The organism is Pseudomonas poae, from assembly GCA_028869255.1.
In the GTDB taxonomy this organism is placed as follows: domain Bacteria; phylum Pseudomonadota; class Gammaproteobacteria; order Pseudomonadales; family Pseudomonadaceae; genus Aquipseudomonas; species Aquipseudomonas poae_C.
In genome coordinates this window covers 2,058,081-2,076,975 of the sequence record CP110972.1, presented here as the reverse complement: position 1 = coordinate 2,076,975, position 18,895 = coordinate 2,058,081, and the positions used below count along the sequence as shown (strand labels likewise).

14 protein-coding genes and 1 pseudogene are annotated in these 18,895 nt (G+C 62.2%); 4 read left to right on the top strand and 11 right to left on the bottom strand.

The window, feature by feature from the left end:
- The first annotated feature begins 4 nt into the window (after window positions 1-4).
- From LRS56_09650 to LRS56_09640, 3 genes are read left to right on the top strand one after another with little or no spacing between them, the layout of a single operon-like run.
- A complete protein-coding gene (locus LRS56_09650) occupies window positions 5-1,543 on the top strand; it encodes an NAD(P)/FAD-dependent oxidoreductase (GenBank protein WDU64700.1) in 1,539 nt (512 codons plus the stop codon).
- Window positions 1,540-2,430, top strand: a complete 891-nt coding sequence (locus tag LRS56_09645) for an SDR family NAD(P)-dependent oxidoreductase (protein WDU64699.1) — start codon at window positions 1,540-1,542, stop codon at window positions 2,428-2,430. The genes LRS56_09650 and LRS56_09645 overlap by 4 nt, the downstream gene beginning before the upstream one ends.
- 15 nt (window positions 2,431-2,445) lie before the next feature.
- Window positions 2,446-3,279, top strand: coding sequence for a metal-dependent hydrolase (locus tag LRS56_09640; protein ID WDU64698.1), 834 nt, complete (start codon window positions 2,446-2,448; stop codon window positions 3,277-3,279).
- On the opposite strand, the gene LRS56_09635 is transcribed toward LRS56_09640, so the two are convergent.
- Window positions 3,276-5,351: an EAL domain-containing protein gene (locus tag LRS56_09635; protein WDU64697.1), complete on the bottom strand. Its 2,076-nt coding sequence runs from the start codon at window positions 5,349-5,351 to the stop codon at window positions 3,276-3,278. The two genes, LRS56_09640 and LRS56_09635, sit on opposite strands and share 4 nt — an antisense overlap.
- 260 nt (window positions 5,352-5,611) lie before the next feature.
- On the opposite strand from LRS56_09635, the gene LRS56_09630 reads away from it, so the two are divergent.
- The gene (locus LRS56_09630) at window positions 5,612-5,938 is read left to right on the top strand and encodes a DUF6388 family protein (GenBank protein WDU64696.1); all 327 of its coding nucleotides are present in this window, start codon (window positions 5,612-5,614) and stop codon (window positions 5,936-5,938) included.
- On the opposite strand, the gene LRS56_09625 is transcribed toward LRS56_09630, so the two are convergent.
- From LRS56_09625 to LRS56_09580, 10 genes and pseudogenes are all read right to left on the bottom strand, one after another.
- Entirely contained in the window at window positions 5,935-6,777 is an 843-nt protein-coding gene (locus LRS56_09625) for a serine/threonine-protein kinase (protein WDU64695.1), read from the bottom strand. The two genes, LRS56_09630 and LRS56_09625, sit on opposite strands and share 4 nt — an antisense overlap.
- 10 nt (window positions 6,778-6,787) lie before the next feature.
- Window positions 6,788-7,501 carry a serine/threonine-protein phosphatase gene (locus tag LRS56_09620; GenBank protein ID WDU64694.1) on the bottom strand — a complete coding sequence of 238 codons (714 nt, stop codon included), beginning with the start codon at window positions 7,499-7,501 and terminating at the stop codon, window positions 6,788-6,790.
- Window positions 7,498-10,863: a type VI secretion system membrane subunit TssM gene (gene tssM, locus LRS56_09615; protein ID WDU64693.1), complete on the bottom strand. Its 3,366-nt coding sequence runs from the start codon at window positions 10,861-10,863 to the stop codon at window positions 7,498-7,500. The genes LRS56_09620 and tssM overlap by 4 nt, the downstream gene beginning before the upstream one ends.
- 15 nt (window positions 10,864-10,878) lie before the next feature.
- Window positions 10,879-11,742, bottom strand: coding sequence for a type IVB secretion system protein IcmH/DotU (gene icmH, locus LRS56_09610; GenBank protein WDU64692.1), 864 nt, complete (start codon window positions 11,740-11,742; stop codon window positions 10,879-10,881).
- Window positions 11,743-11,747: 5 nt separating this feature from the next.
- Window positions 11,748-13,075, bottom strand: a pseudogene (tssK, locus tag LRS56_09605) (type VI secretion system baseplate subunit TssK).
- Between the two features lies 1 nt (window position 13,076).
- Window positions 13,077-13,562, bottom strand: coding sequence for a type VI secretion system lipoprotein TssJ (gene tssJ, locus LRS56_09600; GenBank protein ID WDU64691.1), 486 nt, complete (start codon window positions 13,560-13,562; stop codon window positions 13,077-13,079).
- Window positions 13,563-13,567: 5 nt separating this feature from the next.
- Window positions 13,568-14,740, bottom strand: a complete 1,173-nt coding sequence (tagH, locus tag LRS56_09595) for a type VI secretion system-associated FHA domain protein TagH (GenBank protein ID WDU64690.1) — start codon at window positions 14,738-14,740, stop codon at window positions 13,568-13,570.
- A 16-nt stretch (window positions 14,741-14,756) separates the two neighbouring features.
- The gene (locus LRS56_09590; protein ID WDU64689.1) at window positions 14,757-14,888 is read right to left on the bottom strand and encodes a type VI secretion protein; all 132 of its coding nucleotides are present in this window, start codon (window positions 14,886-14,888) and stop codon (window positions 14,757-14,759) included.
- A 41-nt stretch (window positions 14,889-14,929) separates the two neighbouring features.
- A complete protein-coding gene (locus tag LRS56_09585; GenBank protein ID WDU64688.1) occupies window positions 14,930-16,462 on the bottom strand; it encodes a sigma 54-interacting transcriptional regulator in 1,533 nt (510 codons plus the stop codon).
- Entirely contained in the window at window positions 16,459-18,891 is a 2,433-nt protein-coding gene (locus LRS56_09580) for an AAA family ATPase (GenBank protein WDU64687.1), read from the bottom strand. Before LRS56_09580 ends, LRS56_09585 begins: the two co-directional genes overlap by 4 nt.
- Window positions 18,892-18,895: the final 4 nt, after the last annotated feature.

The window sequence follows — 18,895 nt, the reverse complement described above, 5'->3', positions numbered from 1 at the left end:
GCCTATGAATGCCCACAGTGATTCAATCGACATCGCCATCATCGGCTCAGGCTTCGCCGGCCTGTGCATGGCCATCAAGCTCAAGGAAGCCGGGTTCAGCGACTTCTTTATCGCCGAGCAGGCCGACACCCTCGGCGGCACCTGGCGGGACAACCACTACCCCGGTTGCGCCTGCGATGTGCAGTCCCATGTGTATTCGTTTTCCTTTGCGCCCAACCCCGACTGGACACGCCAGTTCGCGCCGCAAGCGGAGATCCGCGCCTACCTGGAGCAATGCGCTGCGCGCTATGGGCTGGCGCCCTACCTGCGGTTCGGCCTGGGCCTTGAACGGGCGGTGTTCGATGAGCCGCAGCAGCGCTGGCAGTTGAGCTTCAGCGATGGCCGCCAGGTCAGTGCGCGGGTCCTGGTGTCGGGCATGGGCGGCCTGTCGCGCCCGGCGCTGCCGGATATTCCGGGGCTGAACAGCTTCAAGGGCAAGCGCTTCCACTCCCAGCAGTGGGACCACGACTACTCGCTGAAGGGCAAGCGTGTGGCGGTGATCGGCACCGGGGCCAGTGCGATTCAGTTTGTGCCGCAGATTGCGCCGCAGGTCGCCCACCTGGATCTGTTCCAGCGCACCCCGCCCTGGATCATGCCCAAGCCGGACCGTGCGATTTCACCCCTCGAGCGCTGGCTGTTCAAGCACCTGCCGTTCACTCAACGCTTGGTGCGCGGCGCGTTCTACTGGGCATTGGAAGGCCGCGTGGTGGGTTTTGCGCTGCACCCACGGCTGATGAAAATGGTGCAGAAAATCGCCCTGCGCCACCTGCACCAACAAGTCGCCCGCCCTTCCCTGCGCAAAACCCTGACGCCGGACTACACCATCGGCTGCAAGCGTGTGCTGATTTCCAATGACTACTACCCGGCGCTGTCGCGCAGCAATGTCGCGGTGGTAACCCACCCTGTGGCGCGCATCGAAGCAGACGGGGTGATCACTGCCGACGGCCTCAAGCACCCGGCCGACTGCCTGATCTTCGGCACCGGGTTTCAGGCCAGCGATCCGCTGCCCCGCAACTGCATCATCGGCTGCAACGGCGTGGACCTGATGGACACCTGGCACGACGGCGCCCATGCCTACAAGGGCACGACGGTGCCGGGCTATCCCAATCTGTTCCTGATCATCGGGCCCAACACCGGCCTGGGGCATAACTCGATGATCCTGATGATCGAGGCCCAGGTCACCTACATCCTCGACGCGCTGCGGCAAATGCAGCGGCATCGCATCGCCAGCGTCGACGTCAAACCGGCGGTGGAAAGCGCCTACAACCAACAGCTGCAAGACAAACTCAAACGCACCATCTGGAACACCGGTGGCTGCCAAAGCTGGTACCTCGACCCCCGCACCGGCAAGAACACTACCCTGTGGCCCGGTTCGACCTGGCGTTTCAAGCAAGTGACCCGTCAGTTCGCGCTAAAGGATTACGTGGCCAGCCTGGTGCCGCTTGATGCGCCAGCCCGGCCGGCCCTGGCGCCCCATTCCACTGTAGAAGGGAGCCTGTCATGAAGTCATTCAACGGCCGCGTGGCGGCCATCACCGGCGCGGCGTCCGGCATGGGCCGCGCCTTGGCCCTGGCCTTGGCGCGAGAAGGTTGCCACCTGGCGCTGGCGGACAAGAACAGCCAAGGGCTGGAGCAGACCCAGGCGCTGATCACCGCTTCAACCCTGTCGCCCATCATGATCACCACTCAAGTACTGGATGTGTCCGACCGCCAGGCCATGATCGATTGGGCCGCACGCTGCGTGGCCGAGCACGGCCAAGTCAACCTGGTGTTCAACAATGCCGGGGTCGCCCTGTCGAGTACCGTGGAAGGCGTGGACTACGCCGACCTGGAATGGATTGTCGGAATCAATTTCTGGGGTGTGGTCCACGGCACCAAAGCGTTCCTGCCGTACCTCAAGGCCAGCGGCGAGGGGCATGTAATCAACACCTCCAGCGTGTTCGGCCTGTTTGCCCAGCCCGGCATGAGCGGCTACAACGCCACCAAGTTTGCCGTGCGCGGCTTTACCGAAGCCTTACGCCAGGAACTCGACCTGCAACGCTGCGGGGTCTCGGCCACGTGCGTGCATCCGGGCGGCATTCGCACCGACATCTGCCGCAGCAGCCGGATTGACGCGAACATGACCGGTTTTCTGATCCACAGCGAACAGCAGGCCCGCGCCGACTTCGAAAAACTGTTCATCACCGATGCCGACCAAGCCGCCAAGGTGATCCTGCACGGCGTACGCAACAACAAGCGCCGCGTGCTGATCGGTCGCGACGCGTATTTCCTCGACCTGCTCGCCCGTTGCCTGCCGGCGGCCTATCAGGCCCTGGTGGTGTTTGCCAGCAAACGCATGGCGCCCAAGCCGCGCCCGCCGCTGTTTGAAACCAACGACGAGCCCCGCCTCTGAACAGGAGCACGCAGCATGTTGCCGATCCGCCGCGATATTCATTTCGACCTGCCCGCCGAGCGCATCAAAAACTGGCACGAACAGGGCCCGTTCATCACGCATTTTTTCAATGCGCTGTCGCTGCTATTCCCCCAGGGCGAGCTGTTTTTCATGGACAGCGTGCGCCACTACCGCCAGCGCATCGACGACCCGGAACTGAAAAAACAGGTCCAGGGGTTTATCGGCCAGGAGGCCATGCACAGCCGTGAACACGTGGCCTACAACGACCTGCTGCAAGCCGCCGGGTTGCCGGCGCACACCCTCGATCGCCGGCTGAAATTCATCCTCGACCTGCAAAAAAAACACTTCGCGCCGTCTTTCAACCTGGCCATCACGATTGCCCTTGAGCACTACACGGCGATGCTCGCGGAAATCCTGCTGAGCGACCCCTCGCGCTTCGGCGACTCGCTCAAGGGCTACCAGCAGGTGTGGTACTGGCACGCCCTTGAAGAAACCGAACACAAGGCGGTCGCCTTTGATGTGTGGAACACCGTGATCAAGCCCGGGCCCAAACGCTACCTGCTGCGTACCGGCACCATGCTTACCACCACGGTATTCTTCTGGCTGGTGGTGCTGGACTTTCACCTGCGCCTGCTGATTGCCGACCGCAAGAGCGGTGGGCACTTGAAGGGCTTCTGGCGCATGTTGAAATTTCTGTATGGGCGCAAAGGGGTTTTCCCACGGATGCTGGTGCCCTGGCTGCATTACTTCAAACCCGGCTTCCACCCCTGGGACCACGACAACCGTGCGCGCCTGGCGCAGTTGGACGGCCTGATCGACGACATCGAGCAAACCCGGCGCAGCTATTAAGCCTGCGCCATCGCCGCACGCTCTCGCACAAAGCCTTGCAACTGATCCCCCGGCAGCGCCTTGCTGAAATACCAGCCCTGGATAATCAACTCGGCGCCGGTGTTGAGGAAGGCCAACTGCTCGGCGGTCTCCACCCCCTCCACCACCACGCCCAGGTTCAGCGCCTCGCAAAAGCGCAGGATGCCGGTCATCACCTGAGCGCCTTTGGGGTCGTGCTGGGCCACCACAAAACTGCGGTCGATCTTGATAAAGTCCACCGGAAACTGGTGCAGGTAACTCAAGGCCGAAAACCCGGTGCCAAAATCATCGATATACACCTTGGCGCCGATGGCCTGCAGCTTCTCGATGATCCGGCGCGTGGTCAAGCTGTCGCTCACCAGCGCGTCTTCGGTGATTTCCACCGACACCTGCCCATGGGCCTGCGCCAGAATCTCCACCAGGCGCTCGCCATAGGCGGCGTCGGTGAGGGTGGCGCTGGAAATATTGATCGTCATCGGCAAGGCGAAGCCGAGTTTCTGCCACTTCTGGTATTGGCGCACCGCCTGGGACGCCACCCACACATCCACATCCGGCATCAACCGCGCCTGGGCCAGCCATTGCAAAAACTCCCATGGCGAATGCACCGTGCCCTGGCTATCACGGGCGCGCATCAACGCTTCGCAACCGGTGCACAAGCCGGTACGGGTCGAGACCTGCGGCTGGAATTCGAGGTAAAACTCATAGTCGCTGATCTGCTGGATGCGGCTCAATTCGGTGGCCTGGCGCGCCAGGGTCGTGTGTGACGCCAGCACCGGGTCCAGCTCGCGCAGCCGGCCTTTTTCTTCGAGGCCACGGAACGTCATGTCCAGGGACTTGAGGTAAACCGTGCCGCCTTCGGTGGCCTGGCGATGGATCGCCCGCACATAAGGCGCATACACCAGGGTACCCAGGCCCAGTAACGCCACTTGCAGCGCGACGGCGGCAAGATCGCCGTGGGTACTCAGGTAGGCATTGAGCAACACCGGCGCGGTAAACGGAACGCTGGCCACCGCCGGCGACACCCAACCCATCTGCACCACCGTCAGCGCGAGCATGGCGTTAATCGCCGGCACCAGCAAAAACGGAATGAACAGGCGCGGATTAAGGATGATCGGCAGGCCGAACAGCAGCACTTCGCTGACGTTGAACAGCGACAGCGGCAAACTCGCTATCGCCAGCAGGCGCATGGATTGGCTCCTGGAAAACAACAGGATCGCCAGCAACAGGCACAACGCGCCACCCGAACCGCCAATAAACGCAAAGCTGCCCAACAAGCCGCTGTTCAACATGTATTTGATCGGCTCGCCCGCCGCCAGCGCGGCGCTGTTGAGCACCACCGCCTGGTCCAGCACATCGAACAGCGGCTGCATGGCATATACGCCGTGAATCCCGAAGAACCACAACAGCGAATTCATCAGGGTTACAAACAAGCCACTGCCGTAGGGTGACTCCAGCGCGTCCAGCACCTGCGGCCCCTGTAACTGCGCCACATAGGGCACCTGCAACAGCAACGACAACACCGCCACCAGCGCCAGTGCGGTGATGATGCCGGGCAGCACCATATTGATCGTGCCCCTGAGGTTGTGTCCCACCAGGTCCTCGTTGACCAGCCGGCTCCACCGGTAGCGGTGCAGCCAGGCAATCGCCGGCACATTGAGCAACGGCGAGGCGATGGCGATAAACAGTACGAACGTCGCCGAAGCACGCGGGTATTCACGCAGGATAAACGTCGCCACCACCACATGGGCCAGGCACAGGAACGCCACCGGCAATTGCGGCAGGCGATGCTGGATCGCCAACATATAACCGATGGATGCGGCCACCAGCAGCGGGATCACCGAGCTGATCTGGTTGTGCAACCCTGCCAGGAAGGCCACCACCTGAGGGTCGAAGCCCAGCACCCGGGCAGACTCGGACAAGATCAGAAACCCCGCCGACACCAGCAGGCACGGCAGAATCCACAGCAACCCTTCACGAATGGCGCGCAGCGATTCGGTGCTGGCCAGAGCGGCCAGACGTTGGGTAAAGAAAAGTTTGAACAGCGTTTGCGCCATGACCGTCCCTCTGCCCATCGCACTCTGCCCATGGTCGGCAGGCCCGGAAACCCTGGGTAACGCTACACGTCCTGATACCGGGAGCGAAAGGCTTTTGCCGCAACACCTGCAAGATTGCGTGCTAATTACGACCTTTGAAGCTTGTCGGCTACGGTGAGTTCGACCATCCTTTGCAGGACCCGTCTCGAACGAACTCAAGCCCGAGCCTTGCTCCGTGTGTGTTACACGGCATCAAGGGGCCTGCCCCCAGGAGTAAACCTTTGTCACCACCCGGCGATAACCACCAGCGCGCTCTGGACAGATTCTTGATCGAACACCCCGAGGTCGCCACCGAACTGGACACCCTCAACCCGCTCGCCGCCCAGGCCAAGGGCGAAACCCTGGCGCAGTACCGCGCCGAACGGCTGCATGAAGCCTTCGAAGCCGAGGCCGAACGCCAGGGCCTGTTTGCCTGGGAACTGACGCTCAAGCTGACCGCCGATTCCCCTGAAGCCTTTGAAGCCCAGCGCCTTGAAGTGCACAAGGAAGTGGCGCAGATGGCGGGGTTGAGTTGGGCTGAGTATTGCCAGCTGCATGGCTTGGACTAGGGCAGCCAGCGTCGTCGCTGACTGGCCAAGGCTTCGCGCAGCTCGGCAACGCTCACGCTTCGGCGCTCCGGGTCTGCGGCCAATGCTGAACGCAATGCCGGCCAGCAGTGCCTGGGGAGTCGATTGGGCCGATGCAGTGGCTGGTTAAGCTGACGCTCACCGGGTCTCAGCCCCTGGGCCAGCTCATAAAGTACGCACGCCGCGCCATACAGGTCGGCACTGGCCGACAGCGCCCCTCCCGCTATCAGCTCCGGCGCCGCATACGCCGGTGTCCAGGCGATCAATCGGCTGCGGCTCAAGCCTGGCAGCCCGGCAGCCGTCTGCGCCTCGGCGTGACCCAGGCCGAAATCGAACAAGCGCATCCCCTCGTCACCCAGCATGATATTCGCGGGTTTCACATCGCCATGCAGCACGCCTTGGCCGTGGATGTACGCCACCGCGTCCAACAGCTGCAACGCCAGCGGCTGCAACGCCTGCCAAGGCAACCCCTGCGGGCACTCCATGAGCAGGCGATCCAGGGTCATGCCCTGCATCAACTCCATGGTAAAGAACGCCAGCTGGTGGTCGATGTCGACCTCAAAGGAAAACACCCGCACCACATGGCGGTGGTGCAGGCTGCGGGTCAGGGCAAATTCGCTGTACAGCAACACATGGGCATCGGGGGAGTCTGAGAACGTTTCGCCCAACAGCTTCAATGCCACCTCCGAGTTGGGCTCGCCGAACGCTTCATGCAGCAGGTCCCGTGCGCGATAAACCACGCCCATTCCGCCGGTGCCGAGTATTCGCTCCAGTTGATAGCGCCCTGCGAGTACGTTCGGCGGGCTTGCCGCCGCGTTCATATCGGTGGCCTCATTGCTGAATCACGACAGCCGTCAGGTCGTCCCGCGCCGGCCCTCGCAACACATTGGTAAACAACTGTTCCAGCACCTGGCGTGGCGTTCCCCGGCCCATGGCGCTGCCCAGTTCACCGTGGCTGAGCCCTTGGTACAGGCCATCGCTGCACAGCAAAAATACATCGCCTGGAAGGGTGCTCAGTTCCAGCACCTCCAGGCTCAGCGGCTGCGGCGCACCTATCGCACGGGTCAACGCCCTGGCGCCCGGGTAAGCCTGGGCCTGCTCCAGACTCAACTGCTGCTGATCCATCAGTTGCTGTTGCAGGGAATGGTCACGCGACAGCTGATAGAGGCGCTGTCGGCGCCACAGGTAACAGCGGCTATCCCCCGCCCAAATACAGGCTGCCCGGCGACCCTCAAGCAACAACGCAACCACGGTACTGCCCATGGTGCAACGTTGCGCCAACGCCTGGCCCAGCTGAGTGTCGAGCCCGCGCAAACAGCGCCGAACGGTCTCGATTCGTTGCTCAAAACTGCCAAAGCCCGATAACGCAGCCAAGCTGCTGATCACCCATCGGCTGGCGACATCTCCGGCCTGGTGGCCGCCCATCCCATCCGCAACCGCCCAACAGCCGCGCTGCGGGCAATCCAGGAATGCATCCTCGTTGCGTGAGCGCTGCTTGCCCTGGACCGTACGCCCGGCACTGCGCCAAGTGTGTACCGGGCTCACAGTTGCTCCGGCAAGCGGAAGGTGCGCCACGTCGCCATCTGGAATGGGCTGGGGTTGCGTTGGCTGGTGAGCAGGTAGTTGGCGCGCAAGCCGGCGAGCTCAGCCTTGATCAGGTATGCATCCCGGCCGCTTGCCGACTCGCTCTGCAGCAAGTCGAAGAAGCGGAATAACGACCAGTCACCGCTGTTTTTCTCGATGCCCAGCGGCCGCTGCTCGGCGCCGCGCTCGAGCACCAGGCTGCTGCGACTATTGTTCGTCTCGCTGGGCCAGTTAAACGCCATAGGTACGATCGGACCATGCCGGTATTCCAACTGTTGATCGCCCACTTGCAGGATTGCGCGGCTGACTGCCTGATCCAGGCTGTAGGGCGCCAGCGTGAATCGAACGGCCCACTCGCCCTGCTCTTCGCTGAAAAAACCCTGGCGAATCATCTGCGCCCTGGTCAGTTGCTCCAGCAGCGAACGCGACATCGGCAAGCTGCGACCGTCCATACCTCGCAATCGATACCGGTTGCCCTCAACGCTGACAAATGGCCGCAGGTAGCCCTCATAGAAGCGGGCCATGGCGCCCCGAGGCTTGAAAAACTCCTGGAAATCACCCAAGGCGACATCACTGCCAGCATGGGCATCGAAGGGATAGCGACGCTGGATTGCCTTGGCATAAAAACCATACACCTCGCTTTGATAACGCTGATTCACGTGCCCGTACGCGTCATCGAGCAGTTGGCGCCAAGTGGTGTCGGCAACCCCTTCGAACCAGCCCTTGAGCGGCATCGGCAAACGGGCGGCAGCATTACGCACATTGCTCAATAAAGGCTGCTGCCCCTCCATGCGTTGCTTGACCAGTGTGAACGCTGCTTGCTCAGGCGGACTCTCGCGGTTCAGCGCCAGCAATTGCAGGTGCAGTTCATCCAACAGGCGTAATGCCTGCGTCAACTCGGCGCCAGGGTTTTGCGCCTCATCGAGCAGTTGATGCAACGGTTCGAAGCGACGCTGTAACGCACGTCGCGCCGCGTCCGGCACCGCCTGGCCCGGCAGCAGCGCACTGGCGGCGGCAATCAGTTCGCCGGCTTGCTGGCCCGCTACCTCGATCCGCTCATGGGTCGGCACCAAGCGGGTATTTTCACGCACCTGCTGCAACAGTTGCACCAACGCTGACTGGGCTGACGTCAGGCCGGCAAGCTGGTCAACGCCTTGGCGCAGGCTGTCACTTTCCTGCAAGCGCAGGCGACCGAGGGCGTCACTCCAGACATCGGCATACTCGCTGAAATAACGCTGCTCCAGCTCTAGCATCAACCTGCGTAAATCCATCGCACTGAGGTCGCTGGCTTCGCCCAGCACCCAGTTATCCTGGGCAATCGCATTGACCAGCCGAGGGCCCTGTTTTTCGAAATACTGCAGGTACCTTTTGGTGTAGAAACCGGGGATGGGCGGCTCATTCCTGGCGAACACCTGGCCCTCGGCCAGGCGGTAGGGCTCCAGGCTACGGGCTTGTTCGCGCAGTGTCCGATAGACCACATCCGCCAGCGACTCCCCACGTAATGCCTGGCGAGCCTGGGCCACCAGCCCATCGTTCAAGGGGGCTGCGAACGGCGCCTCAAGCAATCGCGCAACGTGTTTATTCAGCCGCTCCTGCGCCGACGTATCCCCGGCCAAGCGTGCGGACCAAAGGCCCGCCAGATGCTCCGCCAGCCAGGCCGTATCACGACGCTCGCGCAGATTGAGCATCAGGTAGGCACGCAGGGTGTCCAAAAGCCGCTCGCGATCGCCAAGGCTGGAGCGCACCTGTTCTTCGAGCAAGGTCGTTACCTGCGGCAGCAGTTGCTGGCGCAGCGCCGCTTCATAGGCATCGACCAACAGCGGGCGAGTCTTCTCGCCCTGATACACGCCCGCCCGATCCACCCAGCGCACCTCTGCCTGCGGTGCAAATACCTGCGTGGCCGCCAGGCGGCTGTCCAGCAGCGTCAGCCTGGCCAGAACCTCGTCCGAACCTGGCTGGGCGGGTGGTTGCGGTTTTGTCAGCGCCTGCAGTTCTACCAGGCGCTGATGATTGAACGAATAACTGTTGGCCCACAGCGCAGCCGCTGCACCGATGACCAGCGATGCGGCCAGCGCCAATAGACCTTGGCGCCGACGCAGGCGTTGGCGCTCGGGGGTATGCAAGCCGGCGAGATCGGCCTCGGCAAAGATCACCCGACTGAACAGACCTTGTACGAAGTGCGAGCGTGTATCACCCGCCTTCGCGCACGTCAGGTAGAACCCTCGTAAAGCATGGATGCGCTGATAGCGATGGGCGGAAAACGCAGACTCGACAAACAGGCACAAGCGGTCTGCGAGGCGTGCGGCTTGCTGCGGAAAATCCAGCATGCGGCCACGGCGTTCAACGTTTCGCTCCTGGTGCAAGCGTGGGATCAGTTCTGCCCCCAGGCGTTGCAGCAGTGCTTCGAAGGCTTCACGCACATGGGCAATCTCGGTTTCACCCTGACCTGTCGCCAGGCACCCGCCGAGTATGTCTTCGGTGCCGTCGCCCTGCGGCGAATCAAAGAACTCGGCAAACCCGGCCAGGCGGTCAGCCTGGGTCAACACCAGATAAACCGGCACATCCACATGCAGCGTCTGCTGGATGTCCTGCAAACGGCTATGTACATGACGGGCGTGAAGCTCCAGGTCGTGCTCATTGCTCGCCAACAGCGTATCCACCGACAACGTCACCACCACGCCATTGAGCGGGCGCGTCCTGCGCCGCAACCTGAGTAGGCCGAGCAACGTCGACCATCCCGCAGCGTCCACCGAACGGTCTGGCTGGGTCAGGTAGCGCCCTGCGGTCTCGACCAGTACGGCCTGGTCGGCAAAATACCAATCACAGTGGGACGTGCCGCCCGAGGGCCCCGCCTCGACTCGATCGAGCGGAAATTGCAGCCCGGTGGCCGCCAGGAGCCGGGTCTTGCCGCTGCCCGGTTGCCCGATCAACAGGTACCAGGGCAACTCGCTGCGCCAACGCTGGCTGCGCTCACCGTAGCGCCGTGTGGTTCTCAGCGTCTGCAGCGCCTCCTTGAACCGCCCCCGCACCTGCTTTTGTTCGTCGCCGACCAGCCCCTCACGCTGATGGCGAGTCTGATGTTCAGGCTGGCTGAGCCGTGCAGTGCGGCCCGCGCCCACCACGACCATCGCCAACCCCCACAACAGGAACAAGCCACACACGGTCAGCAAGCGCGCTGTCGCGCTGTGCCAGAACCGATAGTCATCCACCGCCAGCAACGGCCCGAAAAACCACACCAACAGTGCGCCGGACAGCACCAATAACAGGCTCCAGACCCAACTTTTGCGCAGGATCGTGCCCGCGCCCTTGAAGAATGCGTTCATTGATTGCTCCCAGCGTTACAAGGGCGTCTGAGCCTGGTCCGACGCCGAAGGTTGAAAAAGTTGCATGACCGTCATGCGCTCTTGGCCCAGCACCCATGCACACCCTGAGTACATCGCCAGCACGCAGGCCAGCCCACCGATCACCACCCATGTCGCGGAAAGACTGCGCAATCGTGCGTGACGCTTCCTGGCAGCGCCTGGCGCGGCAGTCATCGAGAGCCGGTCCCCGCGCACATGCCTGATCTGTCGGTACAAGGCATCGCGTATCCCTTCAAGCTGAGCCCCGCCCCGCGCCATGACGCGGTATTTACCTTCGAACCCCAGCGCCAGGCACAGGTACAACAACTCCAGGATGGCCACATGCTTGACGGGGTCGCGGGACAGCCGCTCCAGCAGCTGGAACACCTTTTCACCACCAAAGGTTTCGTTGTGAAAACGACTCAACAGGCTGCTCGTGGACCAGTCACTGCGACTGCCCCACGCCGTGGTCACCACGGCCTCGTCAATCACGCTGCACAGCACATAACGCGCAGACATCACCTGCCCAACCTCGCCGCCCAGGTGCAGGGCGCGGGCCTCAAACGTGGTGATGCCGGAAGACAATCGGTCGTTGAGCGTCTGCAGGTTTTCCCGGCCCGTACTGGTCTTGATCTGCACAACCTGCGACAAGAGTTCCCAGGCCGCGGTCACCAGGCTATTGGGGCCCATATTGAAGCTCTGTGCGCCCTGCAGTCGGGCGCTGTAGATCATGCGGTCCTCCAGTTGCTCGAACCTTGGCGGCGATGGGAAATCGGTCACCGCCCCCTGCGCCGGGCTGAGCCCCTCGCGGTCAAGCAATACGGTCTTCTCGTCCTGCGCGTGTTCACTGTCCATCGTCATGGCGTTCAGTTCCTGATAGCCCAGAAGTTGAGTTCCAGCTCGGCAAACCCACCACTGGCGTGAAAGGCAAACCCACCCGATTGCTCCAGTTGCGTGATGTCCTGAGCACCGAGCTCGAGCATGAAATAGGTCTTGCCGGCATGGAATGGAATCTGCCTCGGCGCCACCGGCAGCGGTTTGATGCTGATACCTGCAAGATGCAGGTTGACCAGTTCGCGGATACGCTCCACGGTGCCGATCTTCAGATGCGCCGGCAGTCGATGGCGCAGCTCTTCCGAATCGCACTGGGCGGTGGCCGCCAGAATGAACGTGGCCGTACCCAACAATTTGAGATCACTCACCGGGCAAACCAGTACGCCGTACTGGCGATGCTGCAGCGTCAACTCGAGGGCATGCTGTTCGAGCACCAACGACAGCACCGTGCGGATGCTGCCCATCAACCCGCGAAAGCTGGCGCCCTGGTCGCCATGCCAGTAATGCACGTCCAAGTGCGCACGCTTGTTGTCGGTGGCGAACGTCGACAGCTCACCGAGTATCGACAGCAACTCCCGATACATGGCCTCCGGGCGAACCTGGGCCTGGCTCAAATAATGACGCAACAGCAATTCGGCGCGGTTGATCAATTGCAGCATCAGCAGGTCGCCGACCTGCGCGCCCGCCGATGTGCCGTTGCCCTGGATGCGCACGGCAATCGCATCACCACGGGTGGCCAACAGGCTGACTACTTCCTTGATGCAAGACGACACGTACCCGGAGGCCTGCAGATAGATAAACGTCGGTACAAAATCCGTATCCAGCCTCACGCCGCCTTCACGGGTCGAATCCAGCACCTGGGCGACCTGGAGTTTCACGTAGAACGGGTCACTGGGCTGCTCCCCAGGATCAGGCGCAGGTCCGGGCGTGCACAGTTGACCTGGCAACGGGACTCGGCGCCGGCGTTCGAATCAGCAATTTCCGTTTCGCAGGCGACATAGCGCGCCAGAACATCGCTTTGCTCGGGCCGGCGCGCTTCAATCTGATTGCCGGTCGCCAGCGGCAACGCCAGGTAGACGGCCTGCGGGCCGCAATTGGCGGGCACCTGTAATATCAGAGGCTGCATCGTACCGCTCAGCTCGAACAGACTGCCGTCCGGCAATACCCCGCTGGCCTGGTTGACCACCAGCTTGCCGAGATTGAGGTACTGCACATCGACCTCAAGGGACAGGAACCCCCAGGCATCGCGGCCCAGCAGGCGAGTACGGTTGAGTTGCTGATGGTAGTAGCGGTCGTTGTGCTGCAAGTGTTGAGGCCGCAGCAGCATGCCTTCCTGCCAGATGACGTTATGGACCTGCATCTCAATCTTCCGCCTTGCGGGTATCAGGGGCATCGATGCGGATACCTGTATGGTCCAGCACCAGATCAGCGCGCGTCAGTTGTGCAGGGGCGACCGGCAGCACCAACCGCCATTGCACGTGGGGCAAATCGCGATACGCCACCAGTACGCCGACATAACGGCTTTGCGGCTCGAGACTGAGTTTGAGCGCCTGCCGCTCACCGGGCCGCATCTCGAGTTCTTCGCTACTGACCCAATCTTTGGGGAGTGTCTGTTCCGCCCGCGCATAGAGGCTGAAAAAATCCGCATTCTCAAAGGCCACGGGGTGGCGCAGTTCAATCAAGCGCAGCACCACTGGAGAGGGACGGCCATGCAGGTCCGGGTTGACCGCATCGCCGGCCGTCAATGTAAGGTCCAGTTTGGTCAATGTCGAAAAAGGTGAAATGCTGCTGCAGCCAGCCAACAGGCCCAGCGCTATCAGCATTGCTGCGACGGTGGTTCGATACATGAACATCATCCTGGATAAGCGGCGTGCAGGGTCGAGACGAGGCGCACCTGTTCCTCATAGGCTTGGGTAAAGTCACTGCGCAATAGCTGCTCGCCCAAGGCACCCTCCTCCCTCTGCCGTCGGTAATGGCGCTGGTACGCCCGCCAATGGGCAGCGTCCGAGAAGAACCGGCGCGGCTTGCCCTCGCGCTCGAAGCACGACAGCAGATGATCGGGTGCAAACGCTGCCAGCGCGCCGCGTACTGCGGCCCGGCAAGCCACGACCAAGGCCAGTTGATGAACTTGCAGGTCCCGACACACCTGGGCGACCGCTTGCTCGGTAGAAGGCTGGCCCAACTCGCCGGCACTCAACAGCGACGTCACGGCCGCATGGGCGTCGACGCAATCTCTCAAGGGGTTCTGGCTCTTGAGCACGGGCGTGCTCCAGCCCAGATTCATCTCACGGTTCAACTCGTCGCGGGTTCGAAGGTTTTGCTGCAACCCTTCGACGGTTTGCCTGAACAAGCCCGCCACCTTGATCGCCAGCGCCTCGCGACCCGGCGTATCGAGCGTATCCAAACCCATACCCAATGCTTCGCCAAACTGCGACCAGAACCCCTCCGGGGCCACAACTGCCGGGGGGACCGCGAGTGAAGCCGCCACTTCCCCGGCAGGCTCAGCCCACCGAGGCACAACCAGATGATCGCGGTCCACAGCCCCCTCACAAAACGATTGCGCAGGCGATTGTGTTGGCGTGTTCAACGCGTCCAACTCTTGCGACAGTTCTGCGCGCCGCTGTTCGCACTCCAATGCGTGAACAGGGTCAAGTCCCAGAAAGGCATCGTCGGGGATCGTGTCAGTGCGGGCCGATCCAGGCCGGTCCACGCCCAACAATCGGGCGCGAATTTCCATTGATCCCAAGCGGTATACATCACCTTCACTGATCAGCCGCGCCTGCCCTTTGCGCAAGCTTTCCAGACTGCCCGACACAGCAATCCCGTTACTGCTGATATCCGTCAGGAAGTAGCGCCCATCCCGGTAACTGACCAAGCCATGGTGGCTGGAAATCAAGCGCGTGGTGTCGGGAATGATCCAGTCACACCCCGCACCACGGCCGATCACGCCGCCGACCCCGTCAAATACCTTGCGGGCCGGCGGTTCCCCGCTCACGGCGTCACACACTTCAAACATTAATTGCATCGCAGGGCTCCCCTGTTCAATGGCCGCGACGGGCCGCCTGGGGATCACCCAACGGTCGGTAGTCAGCGTCGTCAAAGACATAATTGGCGTTACAGCCACCCAGCAAACACAGCACAAGCATCACGGCTTGCCACGGACGAAAAGACATCAGGTATCTCCCAGAGAAAAAGGTGTGCGCACGTACGCCATTCAGCCGCCCTCGCGAACATTGGCCACGGGAATCTTCAAGTGCGCCAGGCGGTAGAGCAGCGTGCGGCGTGCGACGCCCAGCTCGCGAGCGGTTCGGGTTCGATTGCCACGATTTTTGTGCAGGCAGTCGATCAGGAATACCCGCTCCACTCGCTCCAGGCGTTGGCGCAAGGTTGCATCGACCGCTTCATTGACAGGTGCCGCCGACAGGGAAAGGTGCGCAGGCAGGATCACAGCGTCGTCACACAACAGCACCGCGCGCTCTACCAGGCACTTGAGCTCTCGTACGTTGCCGGGAAAACCATGACTCGACAGTTGATCCAATGCCGCGCTTGACCACCCCACCGCGGTACGGCCCAGCGCCGCGCAGGCTTTTTGCGCAAAATGCCGCGCCAACAGCAACACATCACCGTCGCGCTCACGCAGGGCCGGAAGCTCAATCGGGAACTGCGCCAGCCGGTAATACAGGTCTTCGCGAAAACTGCCCTGGGCCACCATCGCGGCGAGGTCACGGTGAGTCGCGGCGATAATGCGCACATCGACCTTGTGCGCCGCACTGGCACCCAGTGGGCGAATTTCACCTTCCTGTAAAACCCGCAACAGCTTGGCCTGCAGCGACAGCGGCATATCGCCGATTTCGTCCAGGAGCAACGTGCCGCCATGCGCTGCATCGAATAACCCTGCATGGTTACGCTCGGCACCCGTGAAGGCGCCTTTGCGATAGCCGAACAGTTCACTTTCCAGCAGCCCCTCGGGAAACGCCGCACAGTTTTGCACCACGAACGCTTTGTCACGGCGCGGCCCGGCGCAATGGATAGCCCGCGCCACCACTTCCTTGCCGGTACCGGTCTCACCGCGCAGCAGCACGGTGTAGGGTGCATTCAGCACCTTGCCGATCAGACGGTACGTCTCATCCATGGCCGTGCTATGGCCGATCAAACCAAATGCCGCCCGTGTGACCTGGGCTGCGCACTTGGGCGGGATAACACTTTGCGCAGGCCGCAAACGCCGCAGCAATGCCACCTGCATCAAGGCAAAGCTACCCAGCTGGCCCAATGAGACAGCGTAGTCCTGTAAGGAGATCGGGCGCTGGCTGGCATACAGCAACACACCGGTAAGGGTTTGGTGGCGACTGAACAACGGCACACACGACAACGCGCACCAAGGCTTCGCCATGGCAGGCAAAAAGCCGCTTTCGTACACACTGTTTGCCAGGTCTTGCAGGCTAAGGGCGCAGCGATGACTGAGCACATAGTGCAGCACCTGCTCATGCTGAAAATCCGCGCCGGAAACCAGGTTGCCGGGAGGCGGCACTCCAGGCAAATGCTGGGCGATCAGGTCAAGCCGACCTGTCGCCTCGTCGCGCCAATACAGTTGGCTGAGTTCACACTGACTCAATTGGGCAGCCGCCGCGACACACAGGTCCGGCAAGCTGGTCTCGTCGTCATCAGTGCCCAGGCGGGTGAACCAGCCCAGTAATGCATCAGCGTAGGCCAGTGGATGGGGCAACTGGGCAAACCGGTTATCCATCATTGGCTGAACTCACAGGTTGGGTTGCCGTTACCATCCAGGCCGGCATGCACCTGCGACAGGCGCTCACCCCTGGCCATCGCCTCCAGCAGACGGTCCACCACCTGGGGCAGCAAGTGCATCTCAACCCATTGGTCGATGTACCGGGCGCCGCTGTCACCGTGAGCACAACGCTGGGCCATGTGGGCCACCAATTCAGGCGCGTAGCTGAAGGCAAGCTTGCGCAGATGCAACCTTTGCCCGAGGCGTTCCAGCTTGAGCCTTGCCATGTCATGCAGGATCTCACCGGTGATCGGGTAATACGGCACCACCCGCATTCGGGCCAGCAGCGCAGGCTTGAAGTGGTCGCGCAGCAGCGGGCGGATCGCCTCTTGCAACACCTGAACATCCGGGCGTCGGCCGCCGGCGCATAATTCACCGATGCATTCGCTGCCCAGGTTGGAGGTCATCAGGATCAGCGTATTGCGAAAGTCGATTTCCCGGCCTTCCCCATCATTGGCCAGGCCTTTGTCGAAAATCTGATAGAACAGGTTCAACACTTCCGGGTCGGCCTTCTCAACCTCGTCGAGCAGCACCACCGAATAGGGGCGTTGGCGGACGGCCTCCGTCAGCACCCCGCCCTCGCCATAACCGATATACCCAGGTGGCGCGCCGATCAGCCGGGACACCGCGTGTTTTTCCTGGAACTCCGACATGTTCAAGAGGGTGACAAAGCGCTCACCGCCGTACAGCAGGTCACCCAGGGCCATGGCCGTTTCGGTCTTGCCTACGCCACTTGGGCCCACCAGCAGGAATACGCCGACCGGGGCATCGGCCTTGTTCAGCCCGGAAGCCACGGCGCGCAGGTTACGATCCAGGGCCTGGACCGCTTGCTCCTGGCCGAGGATGCGCGAGCGCAGGGCCTGGGCAAAACCCAGGGCCTTTTCACTGCTCTCCAGCGTCAGTTGCTCAACAGGAATACCGGTCCAGGCGCTAATGACCTGGGCCACCAGGCGCGGGCACACCTGAGGATCCACTATGCGCTGCTCGAGCCAGCGCGCCTCCAGAAGCTCACGCTCGCATTCCACCGCCTCCATCCGCAGGTTCAATGCCTGCAAGGCCGGTTCATCCACTGGCAGCCCTGCCTCCCGGTCCCGGGTCAACGCCTGCGCCTGGCGCGCACCCTCTGCCTGCTCGGCGTACAGTCGCTGCAATGCCTCGGGCGCCGAGTCACGACTGGTGCGTACACGGGCGCAGGCGGTATCCAGCACATCCACCGCCTTGTCGGGCAACTGGCGCCCGGCCAGATAGCGTGCACTCATCTGCGCCGCCGCGACGACGGCGTCGTCACGCACATACACACCGTGGCTACGCTCGTACACCGGCACCAGCCCACGCAGGATCGACACCGCCTGCTCGACGCTGGGTTCGTTGACCAGCACCGGCTGAAAACGCCGCGCCAATGCCGGGTCTTTTTCGAAATATTTCTTGTACTCCGACCACGTGGTGGCGGCGATGGTACGCAGTTCACCCCGGGCCAAGGCCGGCTTGAGCAGGTTGGCAGCATCGGACGCGCCCGCCTGGGCGCCCGCCCCTACCAACGTATGGGCTTCGTCGATAAACAGGATCACCGGCTTTGCCGAAGCGTTGACCTCGTCGATCACACCTTTGAGGCGTCGTTCGAACTCACCCTTGATGCTGGCCCCAGCCTGTAGCAAGCCCATATCCAAGGTCAGCACCCGCACGTCCTTGAGCGGTTCCGGTACCTGCGAGCTGGCGACACGCAAGGCAAGGCCCTCGACAACCGCGGTTTTACCCACACCGGCTTCTCCAACCAGAATCGGGTTGTTTTTGCGTCGGCGCACGAGGATGTCGATCAGTTGGCGGATCTCCGCATCGCGACACAGCACCGGGTCGATGCGCCCTTCATGGGCCTGGCGGGTCAGGTCATGGGTAAAACGCTCAAGCAAGGAATCCCGATTGGGTGCAGGGGCGTTTTCAGGCGCCTGGCTCAACAGGAATTCGTGCACGCGCTGTGGGTCCAACCGGCTCAATAACCGCTGATAAGCACTGCCGGCGTGATCTAACGGGTGGCGCAACAGCGCCAGCAACAGGGCGCCGTGATCCACCTGCGTCTGATGCAGCTCCAGATGAGCAACCATCAAGGCTTGTTGCAGCCACTGCACGAGGGCCTGGGAAAATACCGGATTGCGCGACGCACTCGTCTCCCCCTTGGGTTGCAATATTGCTTGCAGCCCTCCGGGCTCGACACCCGCATCCGCCAACGCCCGCACCAGAAGGCCGTCGCGATGCTCAAGCAGGGTCAGCAGCAGGTCTTCCACCAATACTTCTCGACCGCCGCGTGTCACACAGCGCTCGGCCGAGCGTTCAAGGTCTCGACGGGCCCGGGCAGTCAAGGTCTGGATAAGTTGTTGCAGGTCCACATTCATCATAATG

Excerpts from the sequence above, each read along its gene's own strand:
- LRS56_09635 (WDU64697.1), bottom strand. The coding sequence starts at position 5,351 with ATGGCGCAAACGCTGTTCAAACTTTTCTTTACCCAACGTCTGGCCGCT.
- LRS56_09585 (WDU64688.1), bottom strand. The coding sequence starts at position 16,462 with ATGATGGATAACCGGTTTGCCCAGTTGCCCCATCCACTGGCCTACGCT.
- LRS56_09580 (WDU64687.1), bottom strand. The coding sequence starts at position 18,891 with ATGATGAATGTGGACCTGCAACAACTTATCCAGACCTTGACTGCCCGG.
- LRS56_09590 (WDU64689.1), bottom strand. The coding sequence starts at position 14,888 with ATGTCTTTTCGTCCGTGGCAAGCCGTGATGCTTGTGCTGTGTTTGCTG.
- tssJ (WDU64691.1), bottom strand. The coding sequence starts at position 13,562 with ATGTATCGAACCACCGTCGCAGCAATGCTGATAGCGCTGGGCCTGTTG.
- tagH (WDU64690.1), bottom strand. The coding sequence starts at position 14,740 with ATGCAATTAATGTTTGAAGTGTGTGACGCCGTGAGCGGGGAACCGCCG.
- icmH (WDU64692.1), bottom strand. The coding sequence starts at position 11,742 with ATGACGATGGACAGTGAACACGCGCAGGACGAGAAGACCGTATTGCTT.
- LRS56_09645 (WDU64699.1), top strand. The coding sequence starts at position 1,540 with ATGAAGTCATTCAACGGCCGCGTGGCGGCCATCACCGGCGCGGCGTCC.
- LRS56_09640 (WDU64698.1), top strand. The coding sequence starts at position 2,446 with ATGTTGCCGATCCGCCGCGATATTCATTTCGACCTGCCCGCCGAGCGC.
- LRS56_09650 (WDU64700.1), top strand. The coding sequence starts at position 5 with ATGAATGCCCACAGTGATTCAATCGACATCGCCATCATCGGCTCAGGC.
- tssM (WDU64693.1), bottom strand. The coding sequence starts at position 10,863 with ATGAACGCATTCTTCAAGGGCGCGGGCACGATCCTGCGCAAAAGTTGG.
- LRS56_09625 (WDU64695.1), bottom strand. The coding sequence starts at position 6,777 with ATGAACGCGGCGGCAAGCCCGCCGAACGTACTCGCAGGGCGCTATCAA.